Origin of the sequence: Paenibacillus glycanilyticus, from assembly GCF_030161375.1 — a bacterium.
Taxonomy (GTDB): Bacteria; Bacillota; Bacilli; order Paenibacillales; family Paenibacillaceae; genus Pristimantibacillus; species Pristimantibacillus glycanilyticus_B.
In genome coordinates this window covers 54,354-70,800 of the sequence record NZ_BSSQ01000001.1, presented here as the reverse complement: position 1 = coordinate 70,800, position 16,447 = coordinate 54,354, and the positions used below count along the sequence as shown (strand labels likewise).

The window sequence follows — 16,447 nt, the reverse complement described above, 5'->3', positions numbered from 1 at the left end:
ATTTGTTATAACATATTGAATATAACAAATAATCATGATATATTAAATTTCGAAAAGGTCAGTTATCCTAATCTGGAGGGGTTTAATGTGAACAAAACAAAAATCACATCCTTGCTTGTAACTGCACTATTAACGGTTTCTTTATCGGCGTGCGGTAGCAACAATAACGGAAACAATACCAACTCGCCGCAAAATTCGGCTTCGCCTGAGGAGTCCGCGGCAGCATCCGCAACACCGGCAGAAAGCACGGATACGGCAGCGGGGAAACCGGTAACGATTACGGTTCTGAACGAAGGCGCTGTTGCGATCGGCGTTGGCAAGCTGGAAGATTTGTTCGCTCCAAAGGAAAAAGAGTTAAAAGGAAAAGGCATTGATACAACTTATACGCCGGGCAACCCGGTAGCGGCTTTCCCGCTTTACTACCAAAAAATTATTAACGATCAGTTGAAAGCTAAGAACATCAGCATCAAAACGGAAGACTGGGGTTGGGGCGAGCCGCTGATCCAGAAGGAAACGGCAGGCTTCCTGGCTAAAAACCTTCCGGACATTATCGTAGGCGAAACGCAAATGCCTGGTTTTGCCCAACAAGGTCTGCTTGAGCCGTTCCCGGACGATATGGCTGCGGATATCCGCGCTAACGTATCGCCTGCGGCATGGAAGCCAATGGAATATGACGGTAAAATCTACGGTCTTGCTTCGCAGCCTGGCGTAAGCAGCTTGTACTGGAATAAAAAGCTGGTTAAAGAAGCCGGTATTGATCCGGAGAAACCGATCACTTCCTGGCAAGAGCTGGCTGACAATGCTAAGAAAGTAACGGAAGCTGGCAAAGGCAAGTTCTATGGCGGCGGCGTGTACGCCGGTCCTAACTTCGGCGGTTACCTGCGCTACGGCGCTTTGATCGGCATTAACGGCGGTTCTTTTGCCGATGAGAATGGTCAGCCTACCTTTAACTCGGATGCAAACATCGAGACGGTTAACCTGCTTCGCGAACTGAACGCGGATCATCCTGCCGGCCTCATGGTCAACAATACGGAAGGTACTTATTTCGATGCTTGGACAAAAGGACAAATCGCTTATCTGGTCGATGGTCCATGGCAAGTACAGCAATGTAAAGACAACAATCTGGAATGCGGCATGTCTCCAATTCCTCTGTCCCCAAGCGGTCAAGCGGCTAACGTAACAATCGGCGCTGCTTTCCACTCGGTACCAAAAGACGCGAAGAACAAAGAGGCAGCATTCGAATATATCAAAGCGATGTACAGCAAAGACATTCAGCAGCTGATTGCGGACTCCAACGTTCGTTCTCCGATCCTGAAAGAAATCGCTGAAACTCCTGAATACCAACAAAAACATCCTGAGATGTACCTGCATTACCAAGCAATGAACGGCAACGTTAAAGGTCTTCCTACCTTCGCGAAAGACAACTCCAAGGTATGGCAAGTATGGGGCGACGCAGTCGTGAAATCCCTGATGACCAAAGGCGATGTAAAAGCCATCTTGGACGACGCCCAAAAGAAAGCAGAACAAATCACGAAACAATAAAAATCAAAAAAGAGGACTTTCTTAACATGTCCTGTGCGGTCTGAAGAATAATTATCGTTGAGCAGATAAGGAGTTGTGGTATCTCTTTTAAGAGCGTAGCGTCCGCCTTTGCCATCTGGAAATTTTCCACTTATTAATCTAATCAGAATTTCCAGAAGGCAACAGCGGCTTAAAGAGATACCACTCTCCCTAAAATGCTCAATAACGTAATTACTCTTCCGACCACAGGACTGTTAATCAGTCCTCTTTTTTTCCCAGGAGTGACAGATATGCCATACGAAACGAAACTAATCAAGCTGCAAAAAGCAAAAGGGGTACTTCCTCGCCTGCGTGATGCCATCTATGAACCAGTCGCAGCAATGAAAGTGACAGCCTGGGTTACAAATGAGCCAGTTCCTTATTCGGAGCGTACCTCCGGTGAACGCGTTGATCTTACTCCGGGCGCGAAATGGGGCAAACTGTGGGATTGCGCTTGGTTCCGATTCGAAGGAAACGTCCCTGCGTCAGCAGCGGGGAAAAAAGCCGTTATGCTCATCGACGTTAATGGAGAGCTGTGCCTCGTTGATCAAGAAGGTTCGCCAATGCAAGGTTTGACGAATATCAACTCCGAATTTGATTTCAGTCTTGGCCTGCCGGGCAAACGCGTGGTTGATCTTGGTTATGACGCTGCTGGAGACCAAATTGATCTGTGGGCGGATGCGGGCTGTAACGACCTGTTCGGCATGTACCGCAGCGGCACGTTGAAAGAAGCCGACATTGCGATCTGCTACGAAGAGATCCGTCAGCTGTATTACGATTACGAAGTGCTTCTGGAGCTGGCGGAGCATCTGCCGGAAGGAGCAAGACGGGAGCGTGTGGTTCAAAGTCTTTACGATGCAGCGCTTAAGTTGGAGGTTATTGATGAAGAGACCGCGCAACAAGCTAGAGAGATTCTAGGCAAGGAACTCGGCAAAAAAGGCGGCGATCCAACGCTGACGGTCAGCGCCATCGGACATGCGCATATCGACCTTGCGTGGCTGTGGCCGATCCGCGAAACGATCCGCAAAGGCGCAAGAACGTTCTCGACGGTTCTGAAGAATATGGAGAAGTACCCGGATTATGTGTTTGGCGCAAGCCAGCCGCAATTGTATCAATGGATGAAAGAATATTATCCGAAGCTGTACGACCGGATCAAAGAGCGGATTCAAGAGGGACGTTGGGAAGTGCAAGGCGCGATGTGGGTAGAGCCGGATACGAATATTTCCGGCGGCGAAGCGCTTGTTCGCCAGATTCTGTTAGGCAAACGCTACTTCCAGCAGGAATTCGGCCAAGAGATGAAAGTGCTCTGGCTGCCTGACGTATTTGGCTACTCGGCAAGCTTGCCGCAGCTTCTTCGCAAGTCCGGCGTTGATTATATGATGACGCAGAAGTTGTCCTGGAACGTATACAATACGCATCCGCATCACAGCTTCGAATGGGAAGGCATTGACGGCAGCAAGGTGCTGGCACATCTTCCGCCGGAAGATACGTATAACAGCCCCGGCGCGCCAAGATCGCTTGCGAAGATCGAGAAAAGCTATCTGGACAGCAACATATCCGAGCACGCCCTGATGTTGTACGGGATCGGCGACGGCGGCGGCGGCCCCGGCGAGGAACATTTGGAACGTTTGTCCCGCGAGCATAATCTGCTTGGACTTCCTCCGGTTGTTCAAGAGAGCTCTTTATCCTTCTTCCATAAGCTTGATCAGGAGAAAGAACGGTTCCAGACGTACCGCGGCGAGCTCTATTTGGAGAAACACCAAGGCACGTTAACGACGCAAGCCCGGAACAAATGGTATAACCGCAAGATGGAGAAATCGCTCCGCGAGTTGGAGTTCGCAGCTTCCCTATTGCTTGCAATGGGTGAGAATGCTTATCCTTCCGAGGAGCTCGACAAGATATGGAAAGAAACGCTGCTCTATCAGTTCCATGATATATTGCCTGGTTCGTCGATTACGCGCGTATTCGAAGAATCGCTTGAACGTTATGCCGCGATGCATGGACGCACGCAGGAGCTGATCGCGCAAACCTATGCCAGAGTGGCGGAACTTGCGGGAGCAAGGGAAGGTCAGGCGGTTGTCTTTAACTCGTTGCCGTGGGAACGTGAGGAAGTTGTGGTGCATAAGGGCAGCCGATACGCCGTGAAAGTACCGGCGATGGGCTTTACTAATCTTGCAAATGCACAGCCTTGCTCCGAGACGGCTACAGACTCGGCACTTCGCGCAGAAGAGCAACTGCTGGAAAACCAATATTTGCGCGTCACCTTTGCACAGGATGGCAGCATCGAGTCGCTTTACGATAAAGCAGCTGGCAGAGAGGCGATTATGCCAGGCCAGAAAGCGAATGTGCTGACCGTTTACCATGACCGGGGCGATGCTTGGGACTTCCCAAGAGATTACCGGAATACCGTGGCTGGCCGCATGACGCTTGAAGAAAGCACGGCTGCGATCGAGAATGGCCAAGCGGTGCTGGAACAGCATTACCGGTTCGGCGAGTCGACGCTGGTACAACGTATTGTGCTGGAGCAATCGGCAACGACGGTTCGTTTCGAATCGAATGCCGACTGGAAAGAAACGGAGAAGATGCTTCGCGTCTCGTTCCCGGTACAAGTTATGTCCGATCACGTGAATTGCGAGATTCAGTTCGGTTACCTGAAACGTCCAACGACTCGCAACAATATGATCGAATTCGTACGCGACGAAATTTGCGCGCACCAATATATCGACCTGTCGCAGCCAGATTACGGCGTAGCTTTGCTGAGCGACAGCAAATACGGCTATAGCGCGGAACGCAACGTGATGGATATCAATTTGCTCCGCAGCCCGAATTATCCGGACCCTGTAGCTGATCGCGCGGTTCACCAGTTCGTGTACGCGATCTATCCGCATAGCGGCGATTTCATTCAAGCTGACGTATACCGCAAAGGATACGAGCTGAATACGCCGTTAACGGTTGCCGAGCCGTCCCAGGCGCCTATGGCGAATGGGCCAACGGCTGCGTTTGACTCGCTTATTCAAGTGACTCATCCGCATGTCATGGTTGAAGCGGTGAAAAAAGCGGAAGATTCGGATGACCTCATCATTCGTCTGTATGAAACTTCCGGAACGTTTGCCGAAACGGCTGTTGCATTTGGCGTACCGGTCTCGGCAGTTGAGGAAGTGGATCTGATGGAGAATGCCATCGGAGCAGCCGGCGACAAGCTTGCATTCCAACCTTTTGAGATCAAGTCGCTCCGAGTGAAGCTCTAATTAAAATTGAAGATAGGTGAACAGGGGGGAAGGCGTAACGGCTCCCCCCTGTTTGTTGTCAACCTCAAAAATTGTTCTAGGGGGATTCTCAACTATGATCAGAAGGAACCGTCAGGAAGAATTAACAGGCTTTCAGGAGGGCGGACCTTATCATCCGTCTTATGATTTGCAGACTGACTTTGTCATGGTATACGGGATTCGAGGCGATGTCGAGGAACGGATCCGCACATGGAAGGAAAAAGGATACGTTGTCCATTTGATGACGGGCGTATCATGGGGTGGCTACCAAGACTATCTGAACGGCAAGGTTGACGGCCGCTCGCATTGGGACGAAGCGCAGAAGAACCGCAAATATGACAATATTATTCACGGCACTTCCGAAGACATCCCTTATATGGTTCCTACCATCGCTTATGCCGATTTTCTGACCGAACAGATCCGTGTGGCGGTTGACGCGGGGGTTGAGGCGATTCATTTGGAAGAGCCGGAGTTTTGGGTGGAAGGCGGCTACTCGGACGCGTTCAAGCGCGAGTGGGAACTGTATTACCGCGAGGCTTGGCAAGCACCGCATTCTTCGGTGGACGCGCAATACCGGGCTTCCAAGCTGAAGGCTTATTTGTACACCCGTACGCTGGACCGGATTTGCAGCACGCTGAAGGAATACGCGCTGCAGAAGTACGGCCGCAGAATCCGATTCTATGTGCCGACGCATAGCCTTATTAACTATACGCAATGGCGGATCGTCAGCCCGGAATCGAAGCTGCTCGAGTTGCCTGGCGTAGACGGTTATATCGCGCAGGTATGGACGGGAACGGCGCAAACGCCAAACGTGTATAACGGCGTCCGCAAGGAGCGGACGTTCGAGACGGCTTATCTGGAATACGGCATCATGCAGGAGCTCGTACGCGGCACCGACCGCAGAATGTGGTTCCTGCATGATCCGATTGCCGATGATCCGAAGCATACCTGGAAGGATTACCGCCAGAATTATATCCGTACGTTAGTGGCGTCCCTGTTGCATCCGCATGTCAGCCGTTATGAAGTATGTCCTTGGCCAAGACGGATTTACCAAGGCGAATATCCTAGAGAAGGCGCTAACGGCAAAGAAAGAATTCCGGCTGATTATGCAACCGAGCTGCAAACGGTATTAAACGTGCTTGGCACGATGGAAGGGCAAGACGCGGAATGGCTGACGGACAGTTTGCAAGTAGGCCTGCTCCTTGCCGATTCGGCTATGTACCAGCGCAATCACCCGGATTGGAGCGAGGAAGCAACCTCGTTCAAATACGACGGAACGGAAGTTGCGTCGGCGCTTGGCAGCGAATTTATGGAACTGCTGGACTGGTCGCCGTTCTACGGTCTAGCCCTTCCGCTCCTTAAGCATGGCGCGGCCGTTCGTCCGGTTCAGCTGGATAACGCGGGAAGATTCCCGGGGTATTTGGACGATTACCGCGTCCTGGTACTTAGTTACGAATACATGAAGCCGGAATCATCCGGTCTGCATAACGTTCTGGCGGAGTGGGTGAAAGAAGGCGGTACGCTCATCTATGTCGGCGATGGCAGCGATGACTTCCATACGGTTCGCGAGTGGTGGAATCAAGGGACGAAGAAATATGCTACTCCGGCTGAACATCTATTCGCAAGTCTCGGACTTGAAACGGCGCTAACGCCGGGCGAATACGAAGTGGGCAAAGGTTGTTTGGCCTACCTGCCGCTCCATCCTGCGCAATGCGCGACTCTGCCGGAAGCGGGCGAACAGCTGCGCCTGGTAGTGGCGTCAGCCATTCGGAAAGCGGACAATGGCGGACTAAGCTGGGAGAAAAAGAACGGCATGGCGCTGCGCAGAGGCCCTTACATTATTGGCGCCGTTCTTGATGAATCGATCAGCGACGAGCCTTACCGTATTTACGGCAAGCTGGTAGATTTGCTGGATGCGAATCTTCCTGTCCTCGATCAGGTGACCGTAAATGCCGGCGAGCAAGTATTGTTGTACGACTTGAGCAAAGCGGGAGACGGCGTGCAGCTTATTGCTGCAGCATCCCGAATCGATGAGATCACGGAGTCATCCGACGGCTTTGCCTTTACGGCATACGGACCCGAAGGGATTCAAGCTGTGGCGAGATTCCAATGCCCACGCAAGCCTAAGACCGTAGCTTTCAGCACGGCCGGTGCCTCCATCCGTATGGCGATGGATTTCAAATGGGATGAAGCAAGCTCGACGGTACTGTTCCGCTATGAGAACGTTCCGGCAGGGGTAACGGTGAAAGCTGTTTGGTAAACGGTTAATTATGTAGGGGGGGAAGTACAATTGAAGGGCAAAGGTAAAGTGATAAGCATCTCTCTGGCCGTCATCCTTGTTGCAGCCGTATCCGCCTATTTCGCATGGCCCGAGAAGAAGGAAGGGATCAGCTGGCCGAGCAAGCAGGCTTTGCCTTCGTTTAACACCCCGGCTGAAACGCTCGATATGATCTACACGACAGACAGTTATTACTACCAAGCAGAGAACGAGACGTTTGGGCATGAAACGGGCAAGGCGGATGGAGACGGCTGGGTAGCGGCTGCGGGAACCGACGCTGCTAACAAAGCGATGTTGGACGTAACCGGCCGCAAGGAAATACCGGCGGGAGACATTAAAGCCGCGTTTAACTTGCAAGTCGATAATTTTGCGGATGAGGATGGCGTTGTAGCGACTTTGGAAGTGCGGGACCAGACGGCGAATGCCGTTCTTGCTTCGCAGGAAGTGAAAAACTGGGATTTCCGGCTGCCTAACGCTTCCCAAAGCTTTGAGCTTTCGTTCACCGCACCGGGTGAAGGGCATGAATTGGAGTTCAAGGTACTGTGGACCGGCAAATCGACCGTGAAGCTGTTTGATGTCGGCGTATTCTGGCCGCTGCGCAAGGAAGAGAATTTATTGTTCACCTCTCTAAAGGGCATCGTCAACGAGAAACAGCCGCGTATTTACTCTTATACGGACAATGTCCGTGGTTCCACGGGAACTTCCATGCTCGATCATCTGGGGCTGAAATATACCGAAGTGAAAGATAATTGGGAACTGGTGGACAAATACCGTTCGGAGATTAAAGGGCTAATTATTTACGATGATCAGCAACCGGATACGATTAATCTCGCAACGACGATGGCAGGATTGAAACATGGCATCGTTACCCCGCCATCCCTTGCGGATAAGCTTGCGGGCGAACCTTATAATCTACCAATCATTGAGGATTTGCGAGGCAAATTCAGCTCCAAGCTGGATGTCTATCAATATCTCTATGACCACTATTGGAAGCAAACGACGCATAAAGCAATCATCGGTCTTGATCCCGGCATTCAGTCTTACCTTCGGGACTATGCGATTGGAATGGATGCGGCCGTTGTTTGGTTGAATCCGGGTGACGATAGCGAGTCTAAGCTTCTGGATAAATTTTTCCAGGATATGCCTTACGGAGAAGGCTTGTATCTTGGCTGGTGGCCGGATGAAGGGATGGGCGTGAAGAAAACGGCCGATTACGGACTTGCGACCGTCGCAAGCGACTTCTCTTCCAACCTTAGCGTACTTAGCGGAACTTCACGCGAGATTACCATGCCGAAAGCTCCGGAGAAACCAAAGCTGGAAAATAAGCTATATGTCTCGTTTATTCTGAGCGATGGCGACAATCTGCAGTATATGGAGCATTCCTTCTGGAATTTGTGGAATAATCCAAGCCGCGGAGAGGTGCCGATTGGCTGGACGATCTCGCCTCTAATGGTAGATACGATGCCGGGGATGTTGAATTACTTGTACAGCCAAGCTACGCCAAACGACGCGTTTGTATCCGGTCCATCCGGCGTTGGTTATACGTACCCGAACTTCATGGAGAAAGAAGACGGACTCCAGAAATTCATCGAGCGTACGAATTCTTACATGGAGCAGTCGGGTCTGAAAGTATTGACGGTATGGAATTACGTGAAGGGCGAGATCAAGCCGGAAGTAGGCGACAAGCTTGCTAAGTATGCTCCGTCGCTGCTCGGATTCACTTCCCAGTTCGGTACCGGGACAATCGGGGTTTACAACAATTCGATGCCAGGCCAGGAGTTAAACGTGGCTTACGGCAGCGCGGAGAGCGACGTGACGGGCGGCATTGCCGACGGTCTCAAGAACTGGGACGGCAAATCGCCAGGTTTTGTCTCCATTCAAGCGAACCCTTGGCAGGTGAACTATCAGAACTTCGTGAATGCCGTAAATATGTACAAAGACAACAAGGACGTTGTGTTTGTTCGGCCGGATGTGTACTTCCAGCTGATGCGGGAGAGCAAAGGCCTGCCGGTAGATCCTAAATAGCAATGAAAAACAGGGCCGTGACGGTTTGAAACGTCACGGCCCTATTATTGCGGTGCCGCGGAGCTCTTGCATATCGAGCGTAGGCGGCTTGCCGTACATCCGGGCATATTCACGGCTGAACTGGGACGGGCTCTCATACCCGACGCGGAAAGCCGCTTCCGAAGCTTGCATCGATTCCGTCAGCATGAAACGTCTTGCTTCTTGCAGGCGCAACGTTTTCTGATATTGAAGCGGGCTCATCCCCGTTACGCGTTTGAAATGCTTGTGGAAAGCCGAAGTGCTTAGCTTAGCCGACTTCGCCAGATCCTCGATAACAAGCGTCTTGGCGTATTGCCGGTTAATGATCCGGATCGCTTGCGCGATGTTATGCGAATGGCTCCCGATCATGGCAAACGAGCGAATAAGCGCGCCGTGTTCGCTTTGAAGCACGCGGTACAGAATCTCGCGGACGATAAGCGGGGCCAGAACCGGAATATCCTCCGGCGTGTCCAGTAATTGAACCAGCCGCACGGCGGCGTCAAGCAGTCCGGGGGACGTATGGTTCATCGTTATGCCGGGCGATGCTTCCGTGGATCCTTCATCGGAAGGGCTGCTGTCTTTGATAAGATCAAGAATAACATCCGGTTCAAAGCTAAGCTTCAAGCTAAGATAGGGGACTTCGGGCGAAGCCTCGACAATCTTGCTTATTATCGGCAATTCAGCGGCAATAACGACAAATGTCATTGGATCGTACCGGTAGGTCTCATCGGCCAAGGAAGCCGTCTTTGCGCCTTGCGCGACCAAACAAAGGGAGGGCTTATAGACGGATTCCAGCGGCTCCGATTCATGCGTGGCATGCATCAAAGACAAATGAGGGACAGGCGTCGGATAAGTACCGCTTGATGGAGCGTGGCGCAGGATCAAGTCCGCTAGCTGCCGCAAAGTCTGCTCCAAACGCAAAGTTTCGTCCATGGCTCATGCATTCCTTTCCGAGAAGTGGTTATGATTATTGTAAAATAGCAAAAGAGAAATAGGCAAGGAATGAACGCTTCTGTTCTAACGGCCTTGCCCTCAAACTCTCTATAATGATGATGTAGCCGTAGAGAATAAAGAAACAAAATAACTTCCTATTAAGGAGAGACAGAACCATGAGCATACAAGGAAAAGTTGCTATCGTTACGGGAGCCTCGAGAGGAATCGGACGGCAAATTGCCATTCAACTGGGCGAAGCCGGCGCTAAAGTTGTCGTTAATTATTCTTCCAATGAAGAGAAAGCTAATGAAGTTGTTCGTTTAATCGAGCAGGCTGGCGGGGAAGCCGTTGCGGTCCGCGGCGATGTCGGCAAGGTTGGCGATGTTGAGGGAATGTTTGCCGAGACGCTGGAGCGGTTCGGACGCGTAGATATTCTCGTGAATAATGCGGGCGTGATGACCTGTACGCCAATCGGGGACGTAACGGAAGAGATGTTCGACCGGCAGTTCACGATTAATGTAAAAGGAACCTACTTCGCCTGCCAGCAAGCGATGAAGCATATGGCAAGCGGCGGGACGATCCTCAACTTCTCGACTTCCGTGTCGGGGGCTATGCTGCCGACTTATAGCGTATACGCCGCAACCAAAGGAGCCGTCGAGCAATTAACTCGTCAGCTTGCCAAAGAGTTTGGCCCGAAAGATATTATCATCAACTGTATAGCTCCGGGCCAGGTGTCGACCGAGCTCTTCCTGAACGGCAAATCCGAGGAGCTTGTGGAATCGTTCCGCCGGATGAACGCGTTTGGACGTCTTGGCGAACCGAATGACATCGCTAATGCCGTAGAACTGCTCGTCAGCGATAAAGCCCGTTGGATTACCGGACAGACGATCCGCGTGAACGGCGGATTTAACTAATGTAGTAAACGCCAGTACCTGCAAGGGAGGTACTGGCGTTTTTGTGCTTGGCAGATGGGCTATAGCGCTATAGTACTCCGCACGCAGACTGGCTTTTTGCGCTGTGGACTGGCCTGTTGTACGCTGCATAGCGCTACGTTTAATACTCCACGCGAACGCCTGCCGCTCGGAAGGCGGAGGCTGTTTCTTCAGGGAGGCCTTGATCCGTAAGGAGCGCCGTCAGCTCGGATAACTGCGCAAATGTGCGAAGGGCGCTGTGACCGAATTTATGATGGTCGGCAACGCCGTAACACTCGCGGGCGGTTGCCATAAGCGCTTGCTTGAAGTCGATCAAATCGCCGGTATAAACGGACAACCCGTATTCAAGATGAACGCCGGTTGCGGAAATAAACGCCTTATTGATATTCAAGTTGCGCACGTAAGCCACCGCTTCCGGGCCAGCAAGTACATTGCGGACACGATAGCCGCCGGGAACTACGAGACGGACGTTTTCTTTTGCCGCCAATTCGCTAATGATATATACGTCGTTTGTAATAACGGTAACCGGGAGATCACCAAGCCGTTTGGCGATTTCAAGCGTAGTGCTGCCGCCGTCGAGCGCTATTATATCATTGTCGGAGATCAGTCGAATGGCTATTCCGGCTATATCGGATTTCTCATCCGCGTGTTTAACAAGCGGCTCCTTCACCGGAAGGATGCCGAATTGATCGCTGTTCGCCAGGACGGCTCCGCCATGGACGCGTTTCACCAGTCCTTGCTCCTCCAGCTTCGTCAGATCCTCCCGAATCGTCTTGCCGGTAACGTTAAGCCGCTCGCTTAGCTCCGCAACGGTAACTTCCTTCTGCGTCAGCAGAACCTCCATAATATTCTCGTATCTCCGCAAATGGTTCATATTCGTTCATCCGTTCTCCATGTTATAGCCCTTATTGTAACACAATAGAATTTGCGAGTTTGGGTGTACATCCAAACATACAACGAAAATTTATTACCACAAACCTCTCAGAATGAACTAAAATAAACTTAAATGAACTTATACATACTTGTTTGGGGGGGAGTGAGTTGTTGAACGGACAAGAGCAACGCCAGCGAGAGATCATTCGCGCGGTAGCGTTAAAAGCGCAGAACCAGCCCATGCTTGCAAGCGGATTATGGTTCCATCACGATATTCGGGATAATTTCTACTATGCTTCGTATCTGTTTGCTGCTGCAGTGGACAATGAAATGCAATCACTATTGGTTAATCCAGCCGATGAGAAAAAGAAAGCGGAAAACGTGCTCCGAATTGTGCTGGAGCTTCAGCAGCAGAATCCGGAGCAGCCGTTATACGGCCATTTTCCGCTAAACCTTAACCCAGCGCCCGAGCTGGCGAATCCTCACGAGCTGCCGGTCGAACTGATGGGCAGCTTGATGGTTTATTTTTACCAGCGTTATAAGGAACAAATGGTGGCGGATTTAAGTAAAAAGTTTGAGCGAACGCTTGTGCATATTTATCGCGGGGGATTTTTCCGGAAGCCTGTACAGATGTTTAACCATCATGAAGCGAAATATACGGCGGCGAAAATCATATTCGGACAACGCTTTGAAGATCAAGAGCTGCTAGATGACGGAATCGCTTCCTTGAAACGTACGATGGAGCGGGTAACTTCGCAAGGTATGCCCGAGTACGGAGCTTTGCCGTGGTTCTGGCATTGGGTTCAGGCGTTTACGTCTGCATGGGAGCTAACGGGCGAGCCCGTGTTACAACGGCAGCTTGCCGACATGCTGGACTACTTGTGGCGGGAGAGGGCATTGTTTTATTTAAAAGGGGCTTGGGTCGGCGCCCACTCCAGAGGTTGGCCGCATGATGCGCCGGCGGACCGCAACGTTCTGCATGATTATGCGCAATTTGGAGATTTTCCGCTGGGGGATTATATGCCTCGAACGGAATATGCCGGCTTCCTCTGTTATCCTGCTCCGCAGGATGCCAGGGAAACGGCGCTGGAACGCGAACAACCGGCCGAGGTTCGGAAGCAGATCATTAAGATTGATACCGGCGAAGAGATACCACTTCACTCCTATACGTATGTGAGGAAGGATTATGCGGCGGGAGGTATTCTGGAGCGCGTTCAAGAGTTTGATAATGAGCAAATCCGGTGGATGGTCTCGTTCCCGGTTACCGCTGACAACAGCGTGAACCAGCTGTACTTCTTCCATCCCGGCGAAGGCTGGAGAGAAGGCGATCCGCGGCATCAAAGCGAATATGCGGAGGTGCTGTACGAGAAGAACCGCATATTGGCGGTATTCCCGATTCCGGCTGATGCCAGCCAACAAGAAGTGATCGGCATCCTGCCGAAAGGCTTATGGTTTATGGAGGAAGCGGGATTGGTGGGGCAAGTGCAAAATTGCTTTGTCTCCATTGTTATTAAAGGACGTTATGAAATTGTGGAGCATGAGCATTGCGATGAGGTTCGTCTGCAAGGTGATCCGGCTGCTTTAGCGGTCGAGGTATGGGGATTGGATGAAGCTACCGCGCTTGGCATAGAGAGTCTCTCGGCTTTTACAGAACGCTTCCGTAAGGCAAGCTTGACAGTTGAACCTTCAATCAGCGGGCGAAGCGGGTTCATTTATAAAGGGATTGGCAATTAGGGATTTTCCGTTTGATCTGCAGATCCAGTGTCTACGTTGTGCTGATTCAAAAAATCCAAATGCTGATATCCCCACGTACACATCTCGCCTAGCACGGTTTGCAACGTAAGTCCGTGTTCGGATAATTGATATTCGACTTTGGGCGGGATTTCCTGATAGACCGTCCGTACAATCAGTCCATCCCGTTCAAGCTCTCTCAGCTGGTTGGTCAACATGCCTTGCGTAATATGAGGCAACTGGCGTCGGAGTTCCCCGAACCGTTTGGTTCCTTCTTGCAGCAATATGAACAATATAAGCGGCTTCCACTTTCCGCCGATCGCTTGCAGCATCGTTAATACGCCTTGCGTTGAACCATGCTCGCGTATTTCGTTAGGCATTGTTTACACTCCCGATCTTAACTTTCTTACCGTTACTGTATCAGAGTATCCGGGAATTAAACAGTACGACGTTCTATCATACTTAGTACGGTATTTCGTACCGTATCCTTGTGTCATATGGCGCCAATCGTATGATTTAGCAGACTTAGTACGGAGAAACTGCGTACTTTGCAACGACCGGGATCTCGCCAATAATGGGGATGTAACTCGCGAGGTTAACATCAAACCGAAAAGGAGCATCATCCTATGCGAATCTTGGTCATTGCAGCGCATCCCCGGCCGGAACAATCCCGCGCCAATCAGGCGCTTTCTCTTGAAATAACGAAACAGCCGGACATGGATTACCGCAATCTGTACGAGGAATACTCCGACTGGAACATAGATGCGGATAAGGAACGCGAACTTCTCCTTCGTTATGACCGCATCGTATTTCAGTTCCCGCTTTATTGGTACAGCTGTCCGCCTTTGATGAAGAAATGGTTCGATGACGTCTTGACGTTCGGATGGGCGTTTGGCCCTTCGGGAGACCGTTTGCTGGGCAAAGAGTTCATGCTTGCCACAACCGCAGGCGGTACGGAAAACTCTTATCGCTCGGGAGGAAGCAATCGGTTCACGGTTAGCGAATTGTTGCGGCCGATCGAGCAAACCATCTTTACCTGTAAAGGCACGTTTCTTCCCGGATTTATTTCCTATAATGCGAACGCTGGCTCCGGAGAGTATTTGGCGGATGAAGCTAAGCGGTTCGCAAAGCATATCCGGCTTCCTGCGGAAGAGCTTGTTCATTAAGGCAATCGCACAAACAACCTTAGCCCGGCGGACGCCGGACTAAGGTTGTTTGGTTTAGAGAAAGGTTTGCTAAGAGCTATGTACGCAAAGCGTAGATGCCGATTGCGATCAAGAGGATACCCACTCCGAAATGAATCGTTTTTGCTAGCCGCCAAGGAAGTGCCCGGAAGAACAGCCCGGCAAATATTGCAAAAAGCATAGTAATTATTGCTCCGAAAATCCATCCCAAGATAGAGTCGGATGTAAGATTGAATAAATCAGGTTGGATAGAATAGTCTCTGCTCTTATGAACTTCCTTGGTAAGAGCAAAGCCATAACCGATTGCAACTGCCGCAATAACCCAGCATAGTATTGCCAAAAACAACGCCAAAATGCTTGACTCCCTTCAGATCATTCAATAGCTAAGCATACAGCTATCAGTTCCGTGGTTTCACCAGGATATGTCTGGAAGAATATTGAGAGCAACATTCCATCGGGCTAAAACGTTTAATTGGACAACAATGCTACAGGGGGCTTTTATGCGAAATAGCTATTTTTCTATGCTAGTCAGTACCGCGCTTGCGCTGGTCCTACTCACAACCGGTTGTGGCTCTAGGTCGGCCTCCAAGTCAATGGCTCCCGACAGTGAACCGTTTCAAGCGTTGGATCAACGCGAATTGGACGGCTGGCAAGGTGCGCTGGACGGAGACATTCTGGTAGCAAGAAACAAGTCTGGCTTGACCGTAACTGATCTTGCTGCCAATAAACCATTAGCATCGATTCCTGTTAAACAAGACGTAGGCTTTGATATTTCGGGCAACTATTTAGTCTGGTCCGATCTAAGGAATGAAGAGACTCCAATTGGAGAGCTGGGAAGTTATGATGTCGCAAATGCGGATGTTTTTCTCTATGATTTGTCCACGGGAGAGGAGCGTCAACTAACGACAGACCCTTCTGCGCAAATCAATCCCAAGATTTCGGGCAACTATGTCGTTTGGATGGATAACGCTAGCGATGCTGCAAAAGACTATCCCTCCGATTGGCAGCTTGTCTTATTCAATGTGAAGACAGGAGAACAAAAGACCATTACGACGGGCAAAGGCGGTCATACGAATCCGGATATCGATGCGGGTAAGGTGGTCTGGGAAAACGGTAGTCGCGTGACGGACCGGGGACTTCGAGCAGGCGAGAATGTGCCGGAGAACAATACGGACATCTCCTTGTACAGTATCGATACAGGCGTGACCGTTTCGATTGCAGCGGAAGATTATAAGGAGGCTCGCCCGCAAATTTCAGGCAACATCGTCACGTGGGAGGTTTTTAACGGCTCGTATTCAGGGGATATATTCGTCCATGATCTGGCTACCGGAGAAACGGATCAGCTTACCCATCTGAAGGAAAATCAGAGGACACCGGTTGTTAGCGGTCATATCGTTGCTTGGATGGATGAACGAAACGGGTCATCAACGCATGATGTCGGACCGGGTCCGCATAATTCTGATATCTACATGGCCGATCTGGAAAAGGGAACCGAAAGGTTAGTGACGGGAGAGGGGCCGCAGATTGATCCGCTCATTTCCGACCATTGGATCGTATATGGAAAGTCATCGGACGTGGAGGCAAAACTTACGGCTGTTCGTTATCAATAACAAAAAAAAGTCCGTGGGTAAATCACGGGCTTCTTTT

12 protein-coding genes are annotated in these 16,447 nt (G+C 50.9%); 8 read left to right on the top strand and 4 right to left on the bottom strand.

Annotated features, from left to right (window positions below):
* Positions 1-87: 87 nt before the first annotated feature.
* The 4 genes from QQK89_RS00280 (at position 88) to QQK89_RS00265 (ending at position 9,129) form a co-directional block, all read left to right on the top strand.
* Positions 88-1,542 (top strand): extracellular solute-binding protein, encoded by a 1,455-nt coding sequence (locus QQK89_RS00280; protein ID WP_284236385.1) that lies wholly within the window; start codon positions 88-90, stop codon positions 1,540-1,542.
* A 269-nt stretch (positions 1,543-1,811) separates the two neighbouring features.
* A complete protein-coding gene (locus QQK89_RS00275; RefSeq protein ID WP_284236384.1) occupies positions 1,812-4,808 on the top strand; it encodes an alpha-mannosidase in 2,997 nt (998 codons plus the stop codon).
* Positions 4,809-4,902: 94 nt separating this feature from the next.
* Positions 4,903-7,086, top strand: coding sequence for a hypothetical protein (locus QQK89_RS00270; RefSeq protein WP_284236383.1), 2,184 nt, complete (start codon positions 4,903-4,905; stop codon positions 7,084-7,086).
* 30 nt (positions 7,087-7,116) lie between these two features.
* On the top strand, positions 7,117-9,129 hold the full coding sequence (locus QQK89_RS00265) for a GxGYxYP domain-containing protein (RefSeq protein ID WP_284236382.1): 2,013 nt from the start codon (positions 7,117-7,119) through the stop codon (positions 9,127-9,129).
* A 33-nt stretch (positions 9,130-9,162) separates the two neighbouring features.
* On the opposite strand, the gene QQK89_RS00260 is transcribed toward QQK89_RS00265, so the two are convergent.
* Positions 9,163-10,080 (bottom strand): AraC family transcriptional regulator, encoded by a 918-nt coding sequence (locus QQK89_RS00260; RefSeq protein WP_284236381.1) that lies wholly within the window; start codon positions 10,078-10,080, stop codon positions 9,163-9,165.
* 176 nt (positions 10,081-10,256) lie between these two features.
* On the opposite strand from QQK89_RS00260, the gene QQK89_RS00255 reads away from it, so the two are divergent.
* On the top strand, positions 10,257-10,994 hold the full coding sequence (locus QQK89_RS00255; RefSeq protein WP_284236380.1) for an SDR family oxidoreductase: 738 nt from the start codon (positions 10,257-10,259) through the stop codon (positions 10,992-10,994).
* A gap of 139 nt (positions 10,995-11,133) precedes the next feature.
* On the opposite strand, the gene QQK89_RS00250 is transcribed toward QQK89_RS00255, so the two are convergent.
* The gene (locus QQK89_RS00250) at positions 11,134-11,886 is read right to left on the bottom strand and encodes a DeoR/GlpR family DNA-binding transcription regulator (RefSeq protein ID WP_284236379.1); all 753 of its coding nucleotides are present in this window, start codon (positions 11,884-11,886) and stop codon (positions 11,134-11,136) included.
* Between the two features lie 167 nt (positions 11,887-12,053).
* Here QQK89_RS00250 and QQK89_RS00245 point away from each other — a divergent pair, with 167 nt between their 5' ends.
* The gene (locus tag QQK89_RS00245; RefSeq protein WP_284236378.1) at positions 12,054-13,619 is read left to right on the top strand and encodes a hypothetical protein; all 1,566 of its coding nucleotides are present in this window, start codon (positions 12,054-12,056) and stop codon (positions 13,617-13,619) included.
* Here the strand turns inward: QQK89_RS00245 and QQK89_RS00240 are convergent.
* Positions 13,616-13,996, bottom strand: a complete 381-nt coding sequence (locus QQK89_RS00240; RefSeq protein WP_284236377.1) for a winged helix-turn-helix transcriptional regulator — start codon at positions 13,994-13,996, stop codon at positions 13,616-13,618. The two genes, QQK89_RS00245 and QQK89_RS00240, sit on opposite strands and share 4 nt — an antisense overlap.
* Before the next feature lie 246 nt (positions 13,997-14,242).
* On the opposite strand from QQK89_RS00240, the gene QQK89_RS00235 reads away from it, so the two are divergent.
* Positions 14,243-14,782: an NAD(P)H-dependent oxidoreductase gene (locus tag QQK89_RS00235; protein WP_284236376.1), complete on the top strand. Its 540-nt coding sequence runs from the start codon at positions 14,243-14,245 to the stop codon at positions 14,780-14,782.
* Between the two features lie 76 nt (positions 14,783-14,858).
* Here the strand turns inward: QQK89_RS00235 and QQK89_RS00230 are convergent, their stop codons facing one another.
* On the bottom strand, positions 14,859-15,152 hold the full coding sequence (locus QQK89_RS00230; protein WP_284236375.1) for a hypothetical protein: 294 nt from the start codon (positions 15,150-15,152) through the stop codon (positions 14,859-14,861).
* A gap of 148 nt (positions 15,153-15,300) precedes the next feature.
* On the opposite strand from QQK89_RS00230, the gene QQK89_RS00225 reads away from it, so the two are divergent.
* Positions 15,301-16,410: a hypothetical protein gene (locus tag QQK89_RS00225; RefSeq protein WP_284236374.1), complete on the top strand. Its 1,110-nt coding sequence runs from the start codon at positions 15,301-15,303 to the stop codon at positions 16,408-16,410.
* The last annotated feature ends 37 nt before the right edge of the window (positions 16,411-16,447 follow it).

What these genes read in the sequence shown, in the direction of transcription:
- QQK89_RS00275 (WP_284236384.1), top strand. Translation starts at nt 1,812, where the DNA reads ATGCCATACGAAACGAAACTAATCAAGCTGCAAAAAGCAAAAGGGGTA.
- QQK89_RS00270 (WP_284236383.1), top strand. Translation starts at nt 4,903, where the DNA reads ATGATCAGAAGGAACCGTCAGGAAGAATTAACAGGCTTTCAGGAGGGC.
- QQK89_RS00260 (WP_284236381.1), bottom strand. Translation starts at nt 10,080, where the DNA reads ATGGACGAAACTTTGCGTTTGGAGCAGACTTTGCGGCAGCTAGCGGAC.
- QQK89_RS00255 (WP_284236380.1), top strand. Translation starts at nt 10,257, where the DNA reads ATGAGCATACAAGGAAAAGTTGCTATCGTTACGGGAGCCTCGAGAGGA.
- QQK89_RS00250 (WP_284236379.1), bottom strand. Translation starts at nt 11,886, where the DNA reads ATGAACCATTTGCGGAGATACGAGAATATTATGGAGGTTCTGCTGACG.
- QQK89_RS00240 (WP_284236377.1), bottom strand. Translation starts at nt 13,996, where the DNA reads ATGCCTAACGAAATACGCGAGCATGGTTCAACGCAAGGCGTATTAACG.
- QQK89_RS00235 (WP_284236376.1), top strand. Translation starts at nt 14,243, where the DNA reads ATGCGAATCTTGGTCATTGCAGCGCATCCCCGGCCGGAACAATCCCGC.
- QQK89_RS00225 (WP_284236374.1), top strand. Translation starts at nt 15,301, where the DNA reads ATGCGAAATAGCTATTTTTCTATGCTAGTCAGTACCGCGCTTGCGCTG.